Origin of the sequence: Pseudomonas sp. NFX183 (genome assembly GCF_047943075.1) — a bacterium.
Lineage (GTDB): Bacteria > Pseudomonadota > Gammaproteobacteria > Pseudomonadales > Pseudomonadaceae > Aquipseudomonas.
Genome location: NZ_CP181333.1, coordinates 2,539,489 through 2,558,323 on the forward strand (window position 1 = coordinate 2,539,489; position 18,835 = coordinate 2,558,323).

Sequence of the window (18,835 nt, forward strand, 5' to 3'; positions counted from 1 at the left end):
GTGGCGATCGCTGGGCTTGTTGTAGGGAGCGCCGCGCCTATTGTGGCGAGCTCCGTGCCTGTTGTGGCGAGCGGGCTTGCCCCGCGTTGGGCTGCGAAGCGGCCCTGAAAACAGGCGGCCGTGTTTTGGCTGAAATTATGCGGTGGCTTTATTGGGGCTGCTTCGCAGCCCAACGCGGGGCAAGCCCGCTCGCCACAATAAGCCCGCTCAGCACAGATAAGCCAGGCTCAGCACAGACAAACCGGGCTCAGCATGAACAAGTCAGGCTCAGCACAGACAAGCCCGCGCTTCAGAAGTTATTTCTTGAAGCGCAGTGTCAGCGCATCCGCCACAGCCGGGTGTACGAATTTGGTGATATCTCCGCCCAAAGCGGCGATTTCACGGACCAACGTCGAGGAAATGAACGAATAACGCTCCGACGGCGTGAGGAACAGGCTTTCCACGTCCGGCGCCAATTGGCGGTTCATGTTGGCCAGCTGGAATTCGTATTCGAAGTCCGATACTGCACGCAGGCCACGCAGGAACACATTGGCGTTCTGCTCTTTGGCGAAGTGTGCCAGTAGCGTTGAAAAACCCACCACTTCCACATTAGGCAGGTGTTTGGTGACCTCACGCGCCAGCTCCACGCGCTGTTCCAGGGGAAACAGCGGGTTTTTCTTGGGGCTGGCAGCGACCGCGATGATCACATGGTCGAACAGGCGAGAGGCGCGTTCGACCAGATCGCCATGGCCTTTGGTAATCGGGTCGAAGGTACCTGGGTACAACACTCGGTTCATCGCGTCGTCCTGGCGGAGTCCGTTGGGGAACCGGATGGTATCGCAGCCATCCCGGTCGGCCAAGTCAACTTATGCAGAAGAAAGCACTATAGACACCGCGAATAACCTGTTTTTTCACGCTGTTTTCAGACGTTCGGCCAACGCTGTCGCCAGTTGCGCGGTTAATCCATACACCGACAATTGCGGGTTAGCCCCAATGCTGGTGGGGAATAACGAGCCATCGTGGATCGACAGATTGCGCAACTGGTGATGGCGACCGAGGCTGTCAGCCACGGCGTTTTTCGGGTCTTCGCCCATGGCGCAACCGCCCATCACGTGGGCGCTGCCCAGGGTGGTTCGATGCAGTTCCAGGCTCAGGCCGTCGATCAGGCTGCGTGCTTCGGCCAGGGTGCTGACGTAACGCGCGTCGTGATGCAACGGCTTGACCGACTTGGCGCCCGCCGCGAACTGGATCTCGGCCATGCTGTGGAAGGCTCGGCGCAGGCCGTCCCAGGCGTAGGGCGATACTGCGTAATCGAGAACCGGCGTACCGTCACCGCGTAATTCCACCGTGCCGCCACGGCTGTCGGGATGAAAGCCATCACGTAAAAGGGCAAGCATGGCGTGGGTATGGGGCAACTGGCTCATATCCAGCGCATTGCCGGTGCCGTAACCGCCGAATAGCGTGCTGGCCAACCCTGGGTGCAAGGGCGGTGCCTCCAGCTTGTAGGACATTTTGCCGGTGGTGCCGTCCAGCCATTGAAAATGATCGGAATAAATTGACTGCGGCGCGCCGTAGAACGGGTTGATCACCTCGTCAAACTGCCCGGCAGAGAAATTCACCAGATGCAGGAACGTGCGCTTGCCCACGCGCGAGTGCGGGTCGGGCGCGTCCGAACGCATCAGCAGCGCCGGGCTGTTGATGCCGCCGCCCGACAGCACGTAATGCCTGGCCTTGACGGTTATCTTGCGACCGGTGGGCGCGACGCAACGCTCGTCCATGGCCACGCATTCCAGGCTGCTGATGGTGTCGCCGCTGTACTTGAGCCGTTCTGCGCGGGCGAGATACAGCAGTTCGCCGCCCTTTTCCAGGGTGGACGGAATGGTAGTCACCAGCATCGACTGCTTGGCGTTGACCGGGCAACCCATGCCGCAATACCCCAGGTTGAAACAGCCGCGCACGTTGCGTGGGATCACGTGCCAGCTGTAACCGAGCTTTTCGCAGCCTTTGCGGATCACATCATTGTTGGCATTCGGTGGCATGGCCCACGGGGCGATGCCCAGGCGCTGTTCCATCTTCTCGAACCACGGCGCCATCTCGGCGCTGCTGTGGCCTTTTACCGCGTACTCGCTGGCCCAGTGGGTGAGGGTGGCGTCCGGCGTTCGGAAGCTGGAGGTCCAGTTGATCAATGTGGTGCCGCCCACCGCCCGGCCCTGCAGGATGGTTATCGCGCCGTCTTTGCTCATGCGGCCAATGCCTTCCTGGTACAGGCTGGCGTAGGCCTCGTCTTCGAGCAGCTTGAAGTCGCTGCTGGTCTTGAGCGGGCCCTCTTCGATCAGCAGCACCTTGTAGCCGGCGGCGCTGAGGATTTCGGCAGTGGTGCCTCCGCCGGCACCGCTGCCGATGATCACCACATCGGCTTCCAGCGTCAGGTCGCTGTCGAGTGCGGCGCCATTGTGGGTTTTCCAGCCGCGGGCCAGGCCGTCGCGGAACAGATCGGGTACGGGCATAGGTGTGCACTCTTATTTTTTTTGTACGAAGTTGCGACCAGTGTGGGAGCTGGCTTGCCTGCGCTAGCGGTTTGCCTGCCGATCAATTCGTCGCTGATACACCGCCATCGCAGGCAAGCCAGCTCCCACATTTTCTAATCAGGTTGTCAGGCCTAAATCTTCGGCGGGCCGGGGTAGCCGCAATGGGCCCAGGATTGCGGGCGGAAGTACCAGGCCATGATTACCAGCTTGAGCAACGAGCCCTGGCCCATGCGCAGCAGGTTCAGGTAGCTGTTTTCCCAGCGGTGCAGGAAGTTGCGGATCTGTTCACTGCTGGCATTTTCCCAACTGCCCCAGATCCCCGTCAGCGGGCCACGGGTGATGCCCATGCCCAGCACGTCGAACAGTTGCTGGGTAAGCTTGAACATCTCCGGCGACAGGTGCTGCAGGCTGTAGTCGAGTTTTTTCAGGGTGTCTTCAATCCCGGCGACCACGTCCTGGGCGCTGGCCACGCCATCGAGCAGCACCGGGATCACTGCGCGCAAGAACGGCAAGTCACTGCTGCGCAGCATTGCAAAGCCGCTGGCCGGGGTGCTGCTGGAGCACCCGCTGAGGCTGGCACCCAGCCCGGCAGTGGCCAGGAACGCGCTGGCACACAGGCCGATTTTCAAGACGCCGCGCCGCGACAGCGCAGGTGTTTCAGTCAGGCTAGGGTTCATTATTATTGTTGTCCCGAGAGTGGCGGAATCAGCGTACAAACAACTTCTGAATCAACTTCTGGATCGACTTGCCATAGGGCGGGTAGATCAATTTCGCCGCGTTCAGGCGCTGTTTCACCAGCACGCCCTTGGCCTTGCTGAATGTGAGGAATCCTTCGTGGCCGTGGTAGTGGCCCATGCCGGAAGGTCCGATGCCGCCGAAGGGCATGTCATCCTGAGCCACATGCAGCAGGGTGTCGTTCAGGCACACGCCGCCGGAGTGGGTTTCATGCAGCACGCGGTTCTGCTCGCCCTTGTTGTAGCCGAAGTAATACAGGGCCAGCGGACGAGGGCGCTGGTTGACGTAGGCAAAGGCCTGATCAATGCCGCGATACGGCACGATCGGCAGCACCGGGCCGAAGATTTCGTCCTGCATCACAGTCATTTCATCGCTGACATTCAGCAACAGGCTATGGGACATGCGCCGTGCCTGGCCTTGGTCGTACAAGGTGATCAGGGTGGCGCCTTTGTCGGTGGCGTCTTTGACGTAGGCATTCAGCCTGGCCTGCTGCCGATCATTAATGATGGCGGTGTAGTCCGGGTTGTCGGTCAGGGTCGGGTAAAACCCGCGAACTGCCTTGCTGTAAGCCTCGACGAACCCCTCGATGCGATCTTCGGGCACCAGCACGTAGTCCGGCGCCACGCAGGTTTGCCCGGCATTCAGGCATTTGCCGAAGGCAATGCGCTCGGCGGCGTCCTTGAGTGGCACATCGGAGGAAACTATTGCCGGCGACTTGCCGCCCAGCTCCAGCGTCACCGGGGTCAGGTGTTCAGCCGCCGCACGCATCACGTGTTTGCCGATGCTGGTGGCGCCGGTGAACAGCAGGTGATCGAAGCGCAATTTGGAAAACGCCATGCCCACTTCGGCTTCGCCCAGCACCACGCACACCAGGTCTTCGGGGAAGATTTTCGCCAGCAGCGCCTTGAGCAGTTCACCCGTAGCGGGCGTGGATTCGCTGAGCTTGAGCATCACCCGGTTACCGGCCGCCAACGCGCCGACCAACGGGCCGATGGCCAAATACAACGGGTAGTTCCACGGCACGATCACGCCGACCACGCCCAGTGGTTGATAGATGACCTTGGCGGATGCCGGTTGGAAGGCGATGCCTACAGCGCGGCGGGAAGGTTTCATCCAGCCTTTGAGGTGTTTGCTGGCGTAGTGAATGCCATGCAGGCTCGGCATCAACTCGGCGAACAGGGTTTCGTCTGCGCTACGGTGGCTGAAGTCCTGGCTGATCGCGTCGATCAGGGCCTGGCGTTCGTCGCTGAGTACATTGCGCAATGCCTTGAGCCATTGTTGGCGCTGCGCCGCCGGTGGCATCGGGTTGGCGGCATAGGCGCGACGCTGGGCGTCGAACAGGTCCTGGAGTTGATCCAGCGCCTGGGAATCTTGCAGGTAGGCAACGTTGGCAGACATGGCGCAGTTCCCGATTGTTATAGGTCTGCCTGGATTTTTAGAGTCATTGCTCTAAATTGTCAAATATCATTGCAGCAACATGCGGATTTATCCAGACAAGGATAGGCCGTAAGATGCCCCATCACGTGTTTAGAAGCTGATCCCCTATGGCACCACGAGTAAAGACCAGCGAGCGCATTGTGCAAACCAGCCTGGAGCTTTTTAACCAGCAGGGCGAGCGCAGCGTCAGCACCAACCACATTGCCGCCCACATGGAAATTTCCCCGGGCAACCTGTACTACCACTTCCCCAACAAGCAGGCGATCATCGCCGTGCTGTTTCGCGAATACGAAGCCCTCGTGGACAGTTTCCTGCGCCCGCCCCAGGGCCGCGCCGTCACCGTCGAAGACAAGCGTTTTTACCTGCAGGCCGTGCTGGCGGGCATGTGGCGCTATCGCTTCCTGCACCGCGACCTGGAACACCTGCTGGAAAGCGACCCGGAACTGGCCACCGGCTACCGGCGCTTTTCCCAGCGTTGCCTGATCCAGGGCGGCGCTATCTATCAAGGGTTTGTCGATGCCGGCATCCTCAATATGGACCCGGTGCAAACCGAGGCGCTGACCCTCAATGCCTGGATCATCCTCACCTCGTGGGTGCGATTTCTGTGCACCACCAATGAAAATTCCGCCCACTTGAGCGCCGAGGCGATCAAGCGTGGGGTGTACCAGGTGCTGGTGCTGGAGGCGGGGTTTGTCACGCCCCAGGCCAAAGAGGCGGTAGACGCTTTGTTCAAAGAGTTTTACGTGCCGTTGAACCAGGCACTGGAAGAAGTGAAGTAGGACCTTTCTCGAATCTGTTCACAGGAGTCCGTCATGCCGCTTGCCCAACTGATCAGCCCCCAGCAACTCGCCGAGCGCCAGAAGGCGGCCGGGCTGGTGATCCTGGATTGCCGCTTTGCCCTGGAAGACCCGGACTACGGGCTTTGCAGCTACGCCGAAGGGCATATCGAAGGTGCGCAATATGCCGACCTGGAGCGCCACCTCAGCGGTGCGGTGACAAAGGGCGTGACCGGGCGTCATCCGTTGCCGGCGGCGGACACCTTGGCCGCGCAACTGCGGGCCTGGGGCATCAATGCCGACACGGACATCGTGCTGTATGACGACGGCCCCGGCGCCTATGCCGCCCGCGCGTGGTGGCTGCTGGCCTGGCTGGGCAAACGCGATGGCGTGTTTATTCTGGATGCAGGCCTCAAGGCCTGGCACGCGGCCGGCTTCCCGCTGAGCCTGGACGCGCCCGTGGTTGAGCCGGGGACGTTTGCCGGCACTCCGGACAATCACCTCGTGCTGGACGCCGAGCACCTGCAAAAACGCTTGGGCGAACCGGGCATGACCTTGATCGATGCCCGCGCCCAAGCGCGTTTTCGCGGCGACGTGGAGCCTATCGACCCGATTGCCGGGCACATTCCGGGCGCCCAATGTGCGGCGTTCAGCGAAAACCTGGGCAGTGACGGTCGCTTCCTGCCAGCTGAGCAGCTCAAGCAGCGTTTCGCTGCGCAGTTGAAGGGCCGTTCGCCGGAAGAGTTGGTGGCGTATTGCGGTTCTGGCGTGACGGCGTGTCACAACCTGTTTGCGCTGAGCCTGGCGGGTTACCCGCTGGGCAAGCTGTATGCGGGGTCGTGGAGCGAGTGGATTACCGATCCGGCGCGGCAAATCGCAACCGGCGACTAAGCCGCCATTCCTGCAAACCCAATCAAAATGTGGGAGCGGGCTTGCTCGCGAATGCAGAGTGTCAGTCGATAGATTTGTGACTGATACACCGCCTTCGCGAGCAAGCCCGCTCCCACATTTTTTAACCGCGTTGTGTCAGTAGCCATTGCGGGATTCGGCGTTCGAGGTAGTAGCTCGGGCGCCTGAGAGAACCATCGACAAACCCCACATGCCCACCCTTGGCCAGCAGCTCAAACTCGGTGCAGTCCGACAGTTCGCTGGCCTCCGGCAGGCTGTGGGCGAACACAAACGGGTCATCGGCGGCGTGGATGATCAGAGTGGGTGTGCGAATGTCACTCAAGTAATACCGGCTCGACGCGCGACGGTAATAGTCCTCGGCGCTGAGGAAACCGTGCAGCGGCGCCGTCACCCGCCCGTCGAAATCCCAGAACGTACGCATCTTCTCCAGCGAGCCCAATGCCTCGAGGGTTTTCAGCCCGTCAGCTTGGCCATCCTGTAAAAAGCGCCGTTGCTTGACGCGGATATACGCCAGCATCTCGCGCATAAAGTGCTTCTGATACACCCGCGAAAACCCCAGCCCGATGCGATCCGCACACTGATCCAGGCGAAACGGCACCGACACCGCGGCCGCGCCATGCAGCCCCGACGCTTCGCCGGTTTCGCCCAAGTGCTTGAGCAGCACATTGCCGCCCAGCGAATAACCCACGGCATACAGCGGCGCCAACGGTCGCTTGGCGCGCAGATGCGCAATCGCTGCTGCCAGGTCTTCGCTGGCGCCCGAGTGGTAACTGCGCGCCAGCAGGTTGGGCTCACCCGAGCACCCGCGCCAGTTCAACGCTGCGCTTGCCCAGCCCTGGGCGGCGAGGACTTTTTGCAAGCCGGCCACGTAGGGCGAGTTGGACGAGCCGGTCAGCCCGTGCAGCACCAGCACCAATGGCGCTTGCGCGTCATGGGGGCCGTGCCAGTCAAGGTCGAGGAAGTCGCCGTCGTCCAGCCACAAGCGTTCGCGTTGGCGTTCGATATGCGTGGTGGGACGCCACAACGGCCCCCACAGCGTTTGCAGGTGGGGGTTGCCGAGGCCGAAAGCGGGTTTGAACAGGTCGACGGAAGGGGTCATGGACATCTCTGTGGCGAGCAGGCTTGTTGTGGCAAGCGAGGCTTCACGTGGCGAGCAGGCTTGCCCTGCGTTGGGCTGCGCAGCAGCCCCGGCTCAGTCACCGCGATCCGACAGAGTGAATGCGGTGACTGTTTTGGGGCCGCTGCGCAGCCCAACGCGGGGCAAGCCCGCTCGCCACATATCAGGCGGCGTTTTCGACCAAGCGATGCCACAACGCGTAATACACCCGGCCGGACTTCTGCTCGCGGTGCAGGCGCCAGGCGCCCGGCAGGCCGAGGGTAGACGGCGCGGTTTCACTTTCAGTGTAGATCCACGCATCCGCCGCCAGCCACTGACGCTCTTCCAGCAATGCACACACGGTCGGCAACAGGTTCTTATTGAACGGCGGGTCGAGAAACACCACGTCATATTCAGTCGCCGCCTGGGTTTCCAGGTAGCGCAGCGCGTCGGCGGTCTGGACCTGGCCGGTGGTGCAGCGCAGGGTGCCCAGGTGTTCCTTGAGGCTGGACACCGCCACATTGCTGGCATCCAGCGCCTGGCCCTGGGCCGCGCCACGGGACAGCGCCTCCAGGAACAGCGCGCCGCTGCCGGCGAACGGGTCCAGCACCTTGGCGCCGCCGATGTACGGCGCAAGCCAGTTGAACAGGGTTTCACGCACGCGATCCGGCGTCGGGCGCAGGCCTACGACGTCGGGGAAGCTCAGCTTGCGGCTGCCCCATTCACCGCCAATGATGCGCAGTTGGCCCACACCGTTATGCACGTTGTGGACGGGTTTTTTTGGGCGAGATGAACTGGCCATTAATGCTCCGGAACCCCGAGCGGCTGCTCGGCAGGTTTATCAGTGGGGGGCGGTAGTGGCTTTTGCGCAATCGTCGGGCCGGCGGTCACGATGACCATCTTGTCGGCGCTCAAGTGTTTATTCATTGCAGCCTTGACCTGCTCTACGGTCAGGGCCTGGGATTGTTTCATGAAATCCTCAAGATAGCTCAGCGGCAGGTTGTAGAAACCCATGGCGCCCAGCTGACCGACGATATCGGCGTTGCTCGCGGTGGACAGCGGGAAGCTGCCGGCCAGCTCACGCTTGGCGTCATCCAGTTCCTTTTGCGTCGGGCCGGTCTTGAGGTAGTCGGCCAGCACGTCTTCAACCAGGCGCAATGTGCCGCCGCTCATTTCGGCGCGGGTCTGCAGGTTGATCATGAATGGGCCGCGCACCTGCATGGGCGAGAAGCCGGAGTACACACCGTAGGTCAGGCCGCGCTTTTCACGCACTTCGCTCATCAAGCGGGTGCCGAAACCACCGCCGCCGAGGATCTGGTTGCCCAGCGACAAGGCCGCGTAGTCCGGATCGGCGCGGTCGATGCCCAATTGCGCGAACAGCAGGTGGGTCTGCTTGGACGGGAATTCGATATGGCTCAAGCCGGCTTGCGGTTCGCTCGGCTGGGCGATCTTCGCCAGGGCCGGGCCTTTAGGCAGCGACGCGGAGACCTTGGCCGTCATGGCTTCGGCCTCGGCACGGGTCAGGTCACCGACCACTGCAATCACCGCATTGCCCGCCGCATAGGCCTTGGCGTGGAACGCCTGCAATTGCGCGAGGTTAATCTTCGCAATGCTGTCGGGCGTGCCTTCGCTTGGGTGGGCGTAGGGATGGTCACCGTACAGGCGCTTGAACAGCTCAAGGCTGGCCAGCTTGGCCGGGTTCTGCTTCTGGTATTCAAAGCCTGCGAGGATCTGGTTTTTGATCCGCGCCAGGGAATCGGCAGGAAAGGTCGGCTTGCCGATCACATCGTCGAACAGCGCCAGGGCCGCGTCGCGCTTGTCGCTGTCGCTCAGGCTGCGCAGCGAAACCAGCGCCATGTCGCGGTAAGCACCATTGCCGAAGTCGGCGCCCAGGCCTTCAAAGCCGCTGGCGATCTGGCTGACATCCTTGCCCGGTACACCTTCGTTGAGCATCGCATTGGTCAGCAGTGCCAGGCCGGGCGTGTCGCCGTCCTGGCTGCTGCCGGCGGCGAACAGGATGCGCATGTCGAACATTGGCAATTCGTGGGCTTCGACGAACAGCACCTTGGCGCCTTCAGCGGTGGTCCAGGTTTGCACGTCGAGCTTGCGGTTGGTCGGCGCCTTGCCATCCAGTTCCGCCAGCGATTGCAGTTTGTTCGCCGATTCAGCTTTATCTAGGGCCTGGCTGGCGACGGATTCGCTTGGGCGCAGGAAGTACACGGCACTGGCGGCGATCAGGGTGACGACGACCAGGCCAGGAAAAATCAGGCGGCTGCTTTTACGATCACTCATGAGCGGTCTCCTCAGGCAAAACATGGGCGACGCTCAAACGCTCGCGGGTGAAATAAGTCTGTGCAGCTTTCTGGATATCTTCCGGCGTCACGCTTTGCAGGTCGGCCAGTTCGGTGTCCATCAGTTTCCAGGACAGGCCGACGGTTTCCAGGGAGCCGATAGCCGTTGCCTGGCTGGTGATGGAGTCACGCTGGTAAACCACGCCTGCAATCACTTGAGCGCGGATACGCTCCAGTTCTTCGCTGGTCGGCGGCTTGGCTTTCAACTCGTCCAGCAGGCGCCACAGGCCGGCTTCGGCTTGGGCAATGGTCTTTTTCTTCTGCTGGTTCGGCGTGGCCGTCAGGGTGAACAGGCTGTCACCCCGGGTGTAGGCGTCGTAGCTGGTCGAGGCGGCGGACACCAACTCTTCACCACGTTCCAGTTGCTCCGAGATACGCGCGCTGTAGCCGCCGTCGAGCAGGGCCGAGAGCAGGCGCAGGGCTTGTACCGAGCGTTTGTCTTCGGCGGTTGCGAGGCCCGGCACGTTGAAACCAAGGATCACGCTCGGCAGTTGGGTCTGCACGTGCATCGTCAGCAGGCGTTCGCCGGGTTCGGCGAGTTCCAGCGGGATTTTCGCGGGTGGCACGTCACGCTTGGGGATAGGGCCGAAATAACGCTGGGCCAGGTTCTTGACCTCATCCGGGGTCACATCACCGACCACTACCAGCGTGGCGTTGTTTGGCACATACCAGGATTGATACCAGTGACGCAGCTCTTCGACTTTCATGCGTTCCAGGTCCGCCATCCAGCCGATGGTCGGCGTGTGGTAGCCGCTGGCCGGGTAGGCCATGGCCTTGAAGCGCTCGTAGGCCTTGGACATCGGGTTATCGTCGGTGCGCAGGCGGCGCTCTTCCTTGATCACCTCGATCTCGAGGCTGAACTCGTCGGCCGGCAGGCGCAGGCTGGCCATGCGGTCGGCTTCCAGCTCGAAGGCAACGCCCAGGCGGTCACGGGCCAGCACTTGGTAGTAGGCGGTGTAGTCGTCGCTGGTGAAGGCGTTTTCTTCGGCGCCCAGATCGCGCAGGATCAGCGAGGCTTCGCCGGGACCGACCTTGGCGCTGCCCTTGAACATCATGTGTTCCAGGGCGTGGGACAACCCGGTCTGGCCGGGTGTTTCGTAGCTCGAACCAACCTTGTACCAAACCTGTGAAACCACCACCGGCGCGCGATGATCTTCGCGCACGACCACTTTGAGGCCGTTATCCAGGGTGAATTCGTGGGTGGGTTGTGGGTCGGCAGCCAAGGCTGAAAGGGGCAGACAAACTGTGCTGAGCAGCAGGCCTGCAGCGCGGCGGGCTAGAGCATTCATTCGTTTTTAAACCTGTTGGGCTGCCCGCTTGGTCTTAGCGTCGGCGGGCGAGGAGGTGCTAGGATACTGATCCGATTTAGGGACGGCCACTGCGGCGGCCATCTTGTCCCGGATCCAGTCGTAGAAATGTTGGAATAGAGGGTGGTTTTCCCCGATGATCTTCCACTTTTCGCCGATTTTATCGCTTCAGTCCTTTATTGAAACGATTTGTTGAGGCCTTTATTTACGCCTTGCAGAATGTTGCGCATGAACAAGCGAGCGTTAAAGCAGTCTGTTCTGCATCGAATTTATTTACCGAGGCGCCCTGGCGCATCGCTACTTTGAGATAGCCGTCCTCCATGTTTGGTTCCAACGACGACAAGAAGAGCCCAGCTGCGGCTGGCGAGAAAAAAGGCCTGTTCGGATGGCTGCGCAAAAAGCCGCAGGAAACCGTCGTCGAACAGCCACAGGTTCAGCCTGAGCCGATTCCCGAACCTATAGTTGACGCCGAACCGGTCGCTGAAATCCCGGCGCCGGTGGTGTTGCCGATGGCCGAGCCGGTGTTGCAGCCGGTGGTTGAGGAGGTGCCGGAACCCGAGCCTCAGCCTGAACACAAGCCGTGGCTTGAGCTGCCGGTTGCCGAGGAGCCTGTGGCACTGGTCGAGGATGTGCAGGCTGAGCACGTGACGCCGCCGATTCCGGTCGTGGTCGAGCCGGTGGCCGTTGTGGTCGAGGCGCCAGCCGTCATCCAAACGCCTGCGCCGGCAGTGGTTGAGCCAGCGCCAGCTCCTGTCGTCGTTGCCGCGCCTGCCGTGATCGAGCCACCCGTTGCACCGGAGCCCGTCGCCCCTGCCGCTGAAACCAGCAAAACCGGCTTCTTTGCCCGCCTCAAGCAGGGTCTGAGCAAAACCAGCGCGAGCATCGGCGAAGGCATGGCCAGCCTGTTCCTGGGCAAGAAGGTCATTGATGACGAGTTGCTGGAAGATATCGAAACCCGCCTGTTGACCGCCGACGTGGGCGTCGAAGCCACTGCGGTGATCATCCAGAGCCTGACGCAGAAGGTTGCGCGCAAACAGCTGACCGACGCCGACGCGCTCTACAAATCGCTGCAGGCTGAACTGGCTGCGATGCTCAAGCCCGTGGAAGCGCCGCTGGTGATCACGCCGAACAAGCCGTTCGTGATTCTGGTGGTCGGTGTCAACGGCGCCGGCAAAACTACTACCATCGGCAAGTTGGCCAAGAAGCTGCAGTCGGAAGGCAAGAAAGTCATGCTCGCCGCCGGCGACACCTTCCGCGCCGCCGCCGTGGAGCAGCTGCAGGTTTGGGGTGAGCGCAACAAAATTCCGGTCATCGCCCAGCACACCGGCGCCGACTCCGCGTCCGTCATCTTCGATGCCGTGCAAGCCGCCAAGGCCCGTAACATTGACGTATTGATTGCCGATACCGCCGGTCGTCTGCACACCAAAGACAACTTGATGGAAGAGTTGAAAAAGGTCCGCCGCGTCATCAGCAAGCTCGACGCCGATGCGCCGCACGAAGTGTTGCTGGTGCTTGACGCCGGCACCGGCCAGAACGCCATCAGCCAGGCCAAACAGTTCAACCAGACGGTGCAACTCACCGGCCTGGCATTGACTAAGCTCGACGGCACGGCCAAGGGCGGCGTGATCTTTGCTCTGGCCAAACAGTTCGGGTTGCCGATTCGTTACATCGGCGTCGGTGAAGGCATCGACGACCTGCGCACCTTTGAAGCCGAACCCTTTGTACAGGCACTTTTCGCCGAGCGGGAGCGTTCATGATTCGATTCGAACAGGTCGGTAAACGCTACGCCAACGGGCATGTGGGCTTGCATGAGCTGAGCTTTCGAGTGCGTCGCGGCGAATTCTTGTTTGTAACCGGTCATTCGGGCGCGGGCAAAAGTACGCTGCTGCGACTGCTGCTGGCCATGGAGCGCCCGACCACCGGCAAGTTGCTGCTGGCGGGTCAGGACCTGGCCACCATCAGCAATGCACAGATTCCGTTCCTGCGCCGTCAGATTGGCGTGGTGTTCCAGAATCACCAGTTGCTGTTTGATCGCACCGTGTTCAACAACATTGCGCTGCCGTTGCAGATTCTCGGGCTGTCCAAGGCCGAAATCGTCAAGCGGGTGGACTCGGCCCTTGAGCGCGTGGCGCTGTCGGACAAGACCGACCTGTATCCGGGCGACCTGTCCACCGGCCAGCAACAGCGCGTCGGCATCGCCCGCGCCATTGTTCACCGCCCGGCCTTGCTGTTGGCGGACGAACCTACCGGTAACCTCGACCCGCGCCTGGCGGCCGAGATCATGGGTGTATTCGAAGATATCAATCGCCTGGGCACCAGCGTGCTGATCGCCAGTCACGACCTGGCGCTGATCGCGCGCATGCGCCACCGCATGCTGACCCTGCAACGCGGCCGTCTGATCGGCGATGGGGAGGCCGGCGTATGAGTGCAACACGCAGCCCTAAAGTGTCCGAGCGTGTGGCGCCTAAAGCCGCCGACCCGCAGCCGCAGAAGAAAAAACGCGACGAAGACGATGGCCCGGATTTCAGCACGCTGCTGCGCGCCTGGATCGAAAGCCATCGCGCCAGCCTGCTCGACAGCCTGCGCCGCCTGGGCAAGCAGCCCATCGGCAGCTTTTTCACCTGCCTGGTGATGGCCGTGGCGCTGAGCCTGCCGATGGGTTTGTCGCTGCTGCTTAATAATGTCGAGCGCCTGGGTGGTTCCTGGCAGCGTGCGGCGCAGATTTCGCTGTACCTGAACCTCGACGCCAGCGCGAAAGACGGCGAGAGCTTGCGCGATGACATCAAGAACCTGCCGGGTGTGGCGGACGCCGAGTACATCAGCCGCGATCAGGCGCTTGAGGAGTTCCAGCAGCAATCCGGCCTGGGTGAGGCGCTTAAAGAGTTGCCGCAAAACCCGCTGCCGGGTGTGGTGCTGGTGACGCCTAATGAAGTCGACAAGCCGGCGCTGGAGGCCTTGCGACAAAAACTCGCAGAGATGCCGAAGGTACAACAGGCGCAACTTGATCTAGTCTGGGTAGAGCGTCTTGCCGCGATTCTCAAGCTGGGCGACCGCTTTGTGTTCGGCCTGACGGTGCTGTTGGTGTCTGCATTACTTTTGGTGATAGGTAATACCATTCGTCTTCATATTGAAAACCGTCGCACCGAGATAGAAGTGATTAAACTGGTCGGCGGCACGGACAGCTATGTGCGTCGTCCTTTTCTGTACATGGGCGCGCTTTATGGCTTTGGTGCCGGGATTTTGTCCTGGGGCGTGCTGGCTTTTGGCCTTGACTGGCTGAACGACGCGGTAGTCGGGCTTGCTGGCTTGTACGGCAGCGATTTTGCCCTGGCCGGCGTGCCGGTCGCCGATGGGCTGTCACTCTTGCTTGGCGCGGTATTGTTGGGGTATATCGGTGCGTGGATTGCGGTCGCTCGTCACTTACGTGAGCTGGCGCCAAAGTAGTTAATGTCAGATTAATGTGGTTTCGTTTGTATTGACCGTATCAGTGGTTTAGGGAACTTGTCCTACGGTTCCCGGTCAATTTTCGCAGTGCTGAACTGCACGAGTTATGTGAGTCGGAGGTTTTTTCGTATGACCACTTCTTTGCAACCTGCTTATGCTCTGGTCCCGGGTGCGAACCTGGAGGCCTATGTGCACACGGTTAACAGCATTCCTTTGCTGACGCCCGAGCAGGAGCGTGAACTGGCCGAGAGTCTCTACTATGAGCAGGATTTGGGGGCGGCTCGGCAGATGGTGCTCGCCCACCTGCGCTTTGTCGTACATATCGCCCGTAGCTATAGCGGCTACGGTCTGGCCCAGGCTGACCTGATCCAGGAAGGCAACGTTGGCCTCATGAAGGCTGTAAAACGCTTCAACCCTGAAATGGGTGTGCGTCTGGTGTCGTTTGCTGTGCACTGGATCAAGGCGGAAATTCACGAGTTCATCCTGCGCAACTGGCGCATCGTGAAAGTCGCGACCACCAAGGCCCAGCGCAAACTGTTCTTCAACCTGCGCAGCCAGAAGAAACGCCTGGCGTGGCTGAATAACGAGGAAGTCCACCGTGTGGCCGAAAGCCTCGGTGTGGAGCCCCGTGAAGTGCGCGAGATGGAAAGCCGCCTGACCGGCCATGACATGGCGTTCGACCCGGCCGCCGAAGCGGACGACGACAGCGCCTTCCAGTCGCCGGCCAACTATCTGGAAGACCACCGGTACGACCCGGCGCGTCAACTGGAAGATGCCGACTGGAGCGACAACTCCAACCACAACCTGCACGAAGCGCTGGAAGTGTTGGACGACCGTAGCCGTGACATCCTCTACCAGCGCTGGCTGGCAGAAGAAAAAGCCACGCTGCACGACCTGGCGCAGAAGTACAACGTGTCGGCCGAGCGGATTCGTCAGCTTGAGAAAAGCGCGATGAACAAGCTGAAACTGTCCATCGCCGCCTAAACGCTGCGAACAGGCAAAAAAATGCCCCGATCGAAAGATCGGGGCATTTTTGTTTGGAGTCGAAAATCCGATATCCAGTGCGGTTCTCTGTGGGAGCTGGCTTGCCTGCGATGAGGCCCTGTCAGCCAGCCTCTCTGCAAACTGACATTTCGCTATCGCAGGCAAGCCAGCTCCCACGGGGGTTGTGTTGTGTCAGTCAGCCCAGGGTGCCTTGCGCGAATTGTTCAGTTCGACCAGATAACTATCGCCACCCAACTGGCTCATCTGCTGGCGAATCCACGCCGCCCGTCGCGCCACATAGGCGGTTGGATGACTGGCGCTCCACACCCGAGGGTTGGGCAACACCGCCGCCAAGTAACTGGCCTGCTGACGGGAAAGCCCCTTGGCGCTCACGCCAAAGTGATGCCGGGCCGCCGCTTCGGCGCCAAACACACCTTCATCCCATTCGACGCTGTTGAGGTACACCTCAAGAATTCGCTGCTTGGGCCACAGCACCTCAGTCAGCGCGGTAAACCAGGCCTCCAGGCCTTTGCGCAAATAGCTGCGGCCGGTCCACAGAAACAGGTTTTTCGACACTTGCTGGCTCAACGTGCTGGCGCCGCGAATCGAGCCGCCGCGTTCGTTGTGCAGCAGCGCCGCTTGAATCGCGTCAAAGTCGAAGCCCCAATGCTGCGGGAAGCGCTGGTCTTCACCGGCCATCACCGCCACTTTAAGGTCGTCGGAGATCTCGTCCCACGCCACCCACGTGCGTTGCAGGTCAATCGGCTCACCGTCGACCCAGGATTCGACCTTGCGCTCCACCATCAATGCGGTGAACGGTGGCGGCACGACGCGAAACAGCAACACCAGCAGCACACTGCCGATGGCAAACCATTTCACGACTTTGAGAAAACGCTTGAAGAGGAGACGCAGCATAGAGATGGCTTGGCCGAACCCGTTGAGCGGGCCATTATACAGACCCGGCCCTTTGAGTCTGACTGGAGTTCCTCATGCTGCGTAGCTTTCTGATGCTGGCTGCCTTTTTCGGCTTCACCGGCGTTGCCCTCGGTGCTTTTGCGGCTCATGCCCTGAAAAACCGCTTGAGCGCCGAGTACCTGGCGATCTTCCATACCGGCGTGACGTACCAACTGGTGCACGCCCTGGCGCTGTTCGGCGTGGCGCTGCTGGCCGCGCACATTCCTGGCCGGCTGGTCAGCTGGGCGGGCATCTCGTTTACCGTCGGTATCCTGCTGTTTTCCGGCAGCTTGTATGCGCTGACCCTGACCGGTATCAGCAAACTCGGCATCATTACGCCGTTTGGCGGGCTGGCATTCCTGTTGGGCTGGTTCTTTCTTGGCCTCACCGCATGGCGCCTGCAGGTCATCTGACCGAGGGGCTTGGGCCGACAACGCCAATCGGGCTAGAATGCTGGCCCCTAAAAACGATGGCGGCCCGTGGCATGCGCATTCAGTTGAATGGCGAATCCTTTGAACTGCCCGACGGTGAAACCGTTGCGGCCCTGCTGACCCGTCTGGACTTGACCGGGCGTCGTGTCGCAGTGGAGCTCAACCTGGATATCGTCCCGCGTAGCCTGCACGCCGAGACCGCGCTCACCGAAGGTGATCAGGTCGAAGTGGTCCATGCCATCGGCGGCGGCTAGTCGCCCGGCGCGCCAGCGCGCCAACCCGCATTCTGCAGAACCTCATCCCACCTCGAGGATTTCCCATGAGCATCGTTCGTAGCGACAAGCCCTTCGTTCTGGCCGGTCGTACCTACCAGTCCCGTCTGCTGGTCGGCACCGGCAAGTACCGCGACATGGAAGAAACCCGCCTGGCCATCGAAGCCTCGGGCGCCGAGATCGTTACCTTCGCCGTGCGCCGCACCAACCTCGGCCAGATCGAGGGCGAGCCGAACCTGCTCGAAGTGCTGTCGCCGGACCGCTACACCTTCTTGCCGAACACCGCCGGGTGCTACGACGCGATTGAAGCGGTGCGCACGTGCCGCCTGGCTCGCGAGCTGCTCGACGGCCACAACCTGGTGAAGCTGGAAGTACTGGCCGATCAGAAGACCCTGTTCCCCAACGTGATCGAAACCCTGAAGGCCGCCGAAACGCTGGTCAAGGAAGGCTTCGACGTGATGGTTTACACCAGCGATGACCCGATCATTGCCCGCCAGCTGGCAGAAATCGGCTGCATTGCGGTAATGCCGCTGGCCGGTCTGATCGGTTCCGGCCTGGGTATCTGCAACCCGTACAACCTGCAGATCATCCTCGAAGAAGCCAAGATTCCGGTGCTGGTGGACGCGGGCGTAGGCACGGCCTCCGACGCTACCATTGCCATGGAGCTGGGTTGCGATGCGGTGCTGATGAACTCGGCCATCGCGCATGCCCAGCAGCCGATCATGATGGCGCAAGCCATGAACCATGCGATCGTCGCGGGCCGCCTGGCCTACCTCGCCGGCCGTATGCCGAAAAAACTCTATGCCAGCGCCTCTTCGCCGCTGGATGGTCTGATCAAGTAAGAGCTATTGATGACTGAATCAAACGAAACGCCGAACACCGTGGAAGAGGGCGACGAGTCCAAGCACCGCCGCATCAAGAGCTTTGTGATGCGCGCGGGCCGTATGACCGAAGGCCAGCAAAAGGGCCTGGAGCAGGGCACGCCGCTGTTCGTCCTGCCATTGGCCGACGCGCCAGTGGACTACGACCAGGTGTTTGGCCGTTCGGCCCCGCGCTCCCTGGAAATCGGTTTCGGCATGGGTCACTCCTTGCTGGAAATGGCCGCGGCCTCGCCGGAGCAGGACTTCATCGGTGTGGAAGTACACCGTCCGGGTGTCGGCGCGTTGCTCAACGGCGTGCTGACCCAAGGCCTGACCAACCTGCGGGTCTACGACTGCGACGCGATTGAAGTGCTCAACCGCTGCATCGCCGACAACAGCCTCGATCGCCTGATGCTGTTCTTCCCGGACCCGTGGCACAAAGCCCGTCACCACAAGCGTCGCATCGTGCAAGCTTCGTTCGCGGAGCTGGTGCGCAGCAAGCTTAAAGTCGGTGGCATCCTGCACATGGCGACCGACTGGGAACCGTACGCCGAGTACATGCTGGAAGTGATGAACGTCGCCCCTGGCTATCGCAACCTGGCCGAAGACGGCAAATGCGTGCCACGCCCGGCTGAGCGTCCGATCACCAAGTTCGAGCGCCGCGGCGAGCGGTTGGGGCATGGCGTTTGGGATTTGAAGTTCGAGAAGCTGGCTTAATTAGCTGCACATCTGAAATGCAATCCAATGTGGGAGCTGGCTTGCCTGCGATAGC

General features: G+C 61.2%; 19 protein-coding genes. 10 read left to right on the forward strand and 9 right to left on the reverse strand.

Annotation, left to right across the window (positions count from 1 at the left end):
• Nucleotides 1-296: 296 nt before the first annotated feature.
• The 4 genes from coaD to ACM530_RS11680 form a co-directional block, all read right to left on the reverse strand.
• On the reverse strand, nucleotides 297-776 hold the full coding sequence (gene coaD / locus ACM530_RS11665; protein ID WP_003176711.1) for a pantetheine-phosphate adenylyltransferase: 480 nt from the start codon (nucleotides 774-776) through the stop codon (nucleotides 297-299).
• A 114-nt stretch (nucleotides 777-890) separates the two neighbouring features.
• Nucleotides 891-2,486 (reverse strand): GMC family oxidoreductase N-terminal domain-containing protein, encoded by a 1,596-nt coding sequence (locus ACM530_RS11670; RefSeq protein WP_416364811.1) that lies wholly within the window; start codon nucleotides 2,484-2,486, stop codon nucleotides 891-893.
• 152 nt (nucleotides 2,487-2,638) lie between these two features.
• Nucleotides 2,639-3,184: a twin-arginine translocation pathway signal protein gene (locus tag ACM530_RS11675; protein ID WP_416364812.1), complete on the reverse strand. Its 546-nt coding sequence runs from the start codon at nucleotides 3,182-3,184 to the stop codon at nucleotides 2,639-2,641.
• A gap of 28 nt (nucleotides 3,185-3,212) precedes the next feature.
• On the reverse strand, nucleotides 3,213-4,640 hold the full coding sequence (locus tag ACM530_RS11680) for a coniferyl aldehyde dehydrogenase (protein WP_416364813.1): 1,428 nt from the start codon (nucleotides 4,638-4,640) through the stop codon (nucleotides 3,213-3,215).
• Between the two features lie 146 nt (nucleotides 4,641-4,786).
• On the opposite strand from ACM530_RS11680, the gene ACM530_RS11685 reads away from it, so the two are divergent.
• Together ACM530_RS11685 and ACM530_RS11690 are read left to right on the forward strand one after the other, a co-directional pair.
• Complete coding sequence (locus tag ACM530_RS11685) at nucleotides 4,787-5,458, forward strand: TetR/AcrR family transcriptional regulator (RefSeq protein WP_025859550.1); 672 nt, start codon at nucleotides 4,787-4,789, stop codon at nucleotides 5,456-5,458.
• Between the two features lie 33 nt (nucleotides 5,459-5,491).
• Nucleotides 5,492-6,346 carry a sulfurtransferase gene (locus ACM530_RS11690; RefSeq protein ID WP_242199812.1) on the forward strand — a complete coding sequence of 285 codons (855 nt, stop codon included), beginning with the start codon at nucleotides 5,492-5,494 and terminating at the stop codon, nucleotides 6,344-6,346.
• 121 nt (nucleotides 6,347-6,467) lie between these two features.
• Here ACM530_RS11690 and ACM530_RS11695 read toward each other — a convergent pair whose 3' ends face one another.
• The 4 genes from ACM530_RS11695 to ACM530_RS11710 form a co-directional block, all read right to left on the reverse strand.
• Nucleotides 6,468-7,463, reverse strand: coding sequence for a hydrolase (locus ACM530_RS11695; RefSeq protein ID WP_416364814.1), 996 nt, complete (start codon nucleotides 7,461-7,463; stop codon nucleotides 6,468-6,470).
• Nucleotides 7,464-7,644: 181 nt separating this feature from the next.
• A complete protein-coding gene (gene rsmD, locus ACM530_RS11700; protein WP_416364815.1) occupies nucleotides 7,645-8,262 on the reverse strand; it encodes a 16S rRNA (guanine(966)-N(2))-methyltransferase RsmD in 618 nt (205 codons plus the stop codon).
• The gene (locus ACM530_RS11705) at nucleotides 8,262-9,752 is read right to left on the reverse strand and encodes a M16 family metallopeptidase (RefSeq protein ID WP_145157752.1); all 1,491 of its coding nucleotides are present in this window, start codon (nucleotides 9,750-9,752) and stop codon (nucleotides 8,262-8,264) included. The genes rsmD and ACM530_RS11705 overlap by 1 nt, the downstream gene beginning before the upstream one ends.
• Nucleotides 9,745-11,100, reverse strand: coding sequence for a M16 family metallopeptidase (locus tag ACM530_RS11710; RefSeq protein WP_416364816.1), 1,356 nt, complete (start codon nucleotides 11,098-11,100; stop codon nucleotides 9,745-9,747). The genes ACM530_RS11705 and ACM530_RS11710 overlap by 8 nt, the downstream gene beginning before the upstream one ends.
• A gap of 338 nt (nucleotides 11,101-11,438) precedes the next feature.
• On the opposite strand from ACM530_RS11710, the gene ftsY reads away from it, so the two are divergent.
• The 4 genes from ftsY to rpoH all read left to right on the forward strand — a co-directional run bounded on the left by ftsY (nucleotide 11,439) and on the right by rpoH (nucleotide 15,546).
• On the forward strand, nucleotides 11,439-12,875 hold the full coding sequence (ftsY, locus tag ACM530_RS11715) for a signal recognition particle-docking protein FtsY (RefSeq protein WP_416364817.1): 1,437 nt from the start codon (nucleotides 11,439-11,441) through the stop codon (nucleotides 12,873-12,875).
• Nucleotides 12,872-13,543 carry a cell division ATP-binding protein FtsE gene (ftsE, locus tag ACM530_RS11720; protein WP_003213784.1) on the forward strand — a complete coding sequence of 224 codons (672 nt, stop codon included), beginning with the start codon at nucleotides 12,872-12,874 and terminating at the stop codon, nucleotides 13,541-13,543. Before ftsY ends, ftsE begins: the two co-directional genes overlap by 4 nt.
• Nucleotides 13,540-14,562: a permease-like cell division protein FtsX gene (ftsX, locus tag ACM530_RS11725; RefSeq protein WP_083356291.1), complete on the forward strand. Its 1,023-nt coding sequence runs from the start codon at nucleotides 13,540-13,542 to the stop codon at nucleotides 14,560-14,562. The genes ftsE and ftsX overlap by 4 nt, the downstream gene beginning before the upstream one ends.
• A gap of 129 nt (nucleotides 14,563-14,691) precedes the next feature.
• Nucleotides 14,692-15,546: an RNA polymerase sigma factor RpoH gene (gene rpoH, locus ACM530_RS11730; RefSeq protein WP_003176698.1), complete on the forward strand. Its 855-nt coding sequence runs from the start codon at nucleotides 14,692-14,694 to the stop codon at nucleotides 15,544-15,546.
• A gap of 192 nt (nucleotides 15,547-15,738) precedes the next feature.
• Here the strand turns inward: rpoH and mtgA are convergent, their stop codons facing one another.
• Nucleotides 15,739-16,461: a monofunctional biosynthetic peptidoglycan transglycosylase gene (gene mtgA, locus ACM530_RS11735; RefSeq protein ID WP_145157741.1), complete on the reverse strand. Its 723-nt coding sequence runs from the start codon at nucleotides 16,459-16,461 to the stop codon at nucleotides 15,739-15,741.
• A gap of 74 nt (nucleotides 16,462-16,535) precedes the next feature.
• Between mtgA and ACM530_RS11740 the strand changes: the two genes are divergently transcribed.
• The 4 genes from ACM530_RS11740 to trmB all read left to right on the forward strand — a co-directional run bounded on the left by ACM530_RS11740 (nucleotide 16,536) and on the right by trmB (nucleotide 18,780).
• On the forward strand, nucleotides 16,536-16,913 hold the full coding sequence (locus tag ACM530_RS11740; protein ID WP_106575688.1) for a DUF423 domain-containing protein: 378 nt from the start codon (nucleotides 16,536-16,538) through the stop codon (nucleotides 16,911-16,913).
• A 71-nt stretch (nucleotides 16,914-16,984) separates the two neighbouring features.
• Nucleotides 16,985-17,185, forward strand: coding sequence for a sulfur carrier protein ThiS (thiS, locus tag ACM530_RS11745; protein ID WP_015886354.1), 201 nt, complete (start codon nucleotides 16,985-16,987; stop codon nucleotides 17,183-17,185).
• A gap of 65 nt (nucleotides 17,186-17,250) precedes the next feature.
• Complete coding sequence (locus tag ACM530_RS11750; RefSeq protein WP_017530960.1) at nucleotides 17,251-18,045, forward strand: thiazole synthase; 795 nt, start codon at nucleotides 17,251-17,253, stop codon at nucleotides 18,043-18,045.
• A gap of 9 nt (nucleotides 18,046-18,054) precedes the next feature.
• Nucleotides 18,055-18,780: a tRNA (guanosine(46)-N7)-methyltransferase TrmB gene (gene trmB / locus ACM530_RS11755; RefSeq protein WP_060753471.1), complete on the forward strand. Its 726-nt coding sequence runs from the start codon at nucleotides 18,055-18,057 to the stop codon at nucleotides 18,778-18,780.
• Nucleotides 18,781-18,835 lie beyond the last annotated feature (55 nt).

What these genes read in the sequence shown, in the direction of transcription:
- coaD (WP_003176711.1), bottom strand. Translation starts at nt 776, where the DNA reads ATGAACCGAGTGTTGTACCCAGGTACCTTCGACCCGATTACCAAAGGC.
- ACM530_RS11670 (WP_416364811.1), bottom strand. Translation starts at nt 2,486, where the DNA reads ATGCCCGTACCCGATCTGTTCCGCGACGGCCTGGCCCGCGGCTGGAAA.
- ACM530_RS11675 (WP_416364812.1), bottom strand. Translation starts at nt 3,184, where the DNA reads ATGAACCCTAGCCTGACTGAAACACCTGCGCTGTCGCGGCGCGGCGTC.
- ACM530_RS11680 (WP_416364813.1), bottom strand. Translation starts at nt 4,640, where the DNA reads ATGTCTGCCAACGTTGCCTACCTGCAAGATTCCCAGGCGCTGGATCAA.
- ACM530_RS11685 (WP_025859550.1), top strand. Translation starts at nt 4,787, where the DNA reads ATGGCACCACGAGTAAAGACCAGCGAGCGCATTGTGCAAACCAGCCTG.
- ACM530_RS11690 (WP_242199812.1), top strand. Translation starts at nt 5,492, where the DNA reads ATGCCGCTTGCCCAACTGATCAGCCCCCAGCAACTCGCCGAGCGCCAG.
- ACM530_RS11695 (WP_416364814.1), bottom strand. Translation starts at nt 7,463, where the DNA reads ATGACCCCTTCCGTCGACCTGTTCAAACCCGCTTTCGGCCTCGGCAAC.
- rsmD (WP_416364815.1), bottom strand. Translation starts at nt 8,262, where the DNA reads ATGGCCAGTTCATCTCGCCCAAAAAAACCCGTCCACAACGTGCATAAC.
- ACM530_RS11705 (WP_145157752.1), bottom strand. Translation starts at nt 9,752, where the DNA reads ATGAGTGATCGTAAAAGCAGCCGCCTGATTTTTCCTGGCCTGGTCGTC.
- ACM530_RS11710 (WP_416364816.1), bottom strand. Translation starts at nt 11,100, where the DNA reads ATGAATGCTCTAGCCCGCCGCGCTGCAGGCCTGCTGCTCAGCACAGTT.
- ftsY (WP_416364817.1), top strand. Translation starts at nt 11,439, where the DNA reads ATGTTTGGTTCCAACGACGACAAGAAGAGCCCAGCTGCGGCTGGCGAG.
- ftsE (WP_003213784.1), top strand. Translation starts at nt 12,872, where the DNA reads ATGATTCGATTCGAACAGGTCGGTAAACGCTACGCCAACGGGCATGTG.
- ftsX (WP_083356291.1), top strand. Translation starts at nt 13,540, where the DNA reads ATGAGTGCAACACGCAGCCCTAAAGTGTCCGAGCGTGTGGCGCCTAAA.
- rpoH (WP_003176698.1), top strand. Translation starts at nt 14,692, where the DNA reads ATGACCACTTCTTTGCAACCTGCTTATGCTCTGGTCCCGGGTGCGAAC.
- mtgA (WP_145157741.1), bottom strand. Translation starts at nt 16,461, where the DNA reads ATGCTGCGTCTCCTCTTCAAGCGTTTTCTCAAAGTCGTGAAATGGTTT.
- ACM530_RS11740 (WP_106575688.1), top strand. Translation starts at nt 16,536, where the DNA reads ATGCTGCGTAGCTTTCTGATGCTGGCTGCCTTTTTCGGCTTCACCGGC.
- thiS (WP_015886354.1), top strand. Translation starts at nt 16,985, where the DNA reads ATGCGCATTCAGTTGAATGGCGAATCCTTTGAACTGCCCGACGGTGAA.
- ACM530_RS11750 (WP_017530960.1), top strand. Translation starts at nt 17,251, where the DNA reads ATGAGCATCGTTCGTAGCGACAAGCCCTTCGTTCTGGCCGGTCGTACC.
- trmB (WP_060753471.1), top strand. Translation starts at nt 18,055, where the DNA reads ATGACTGAATCAAACGAAACGCCGAACACCGTGGAAGAGGGCGACGAG.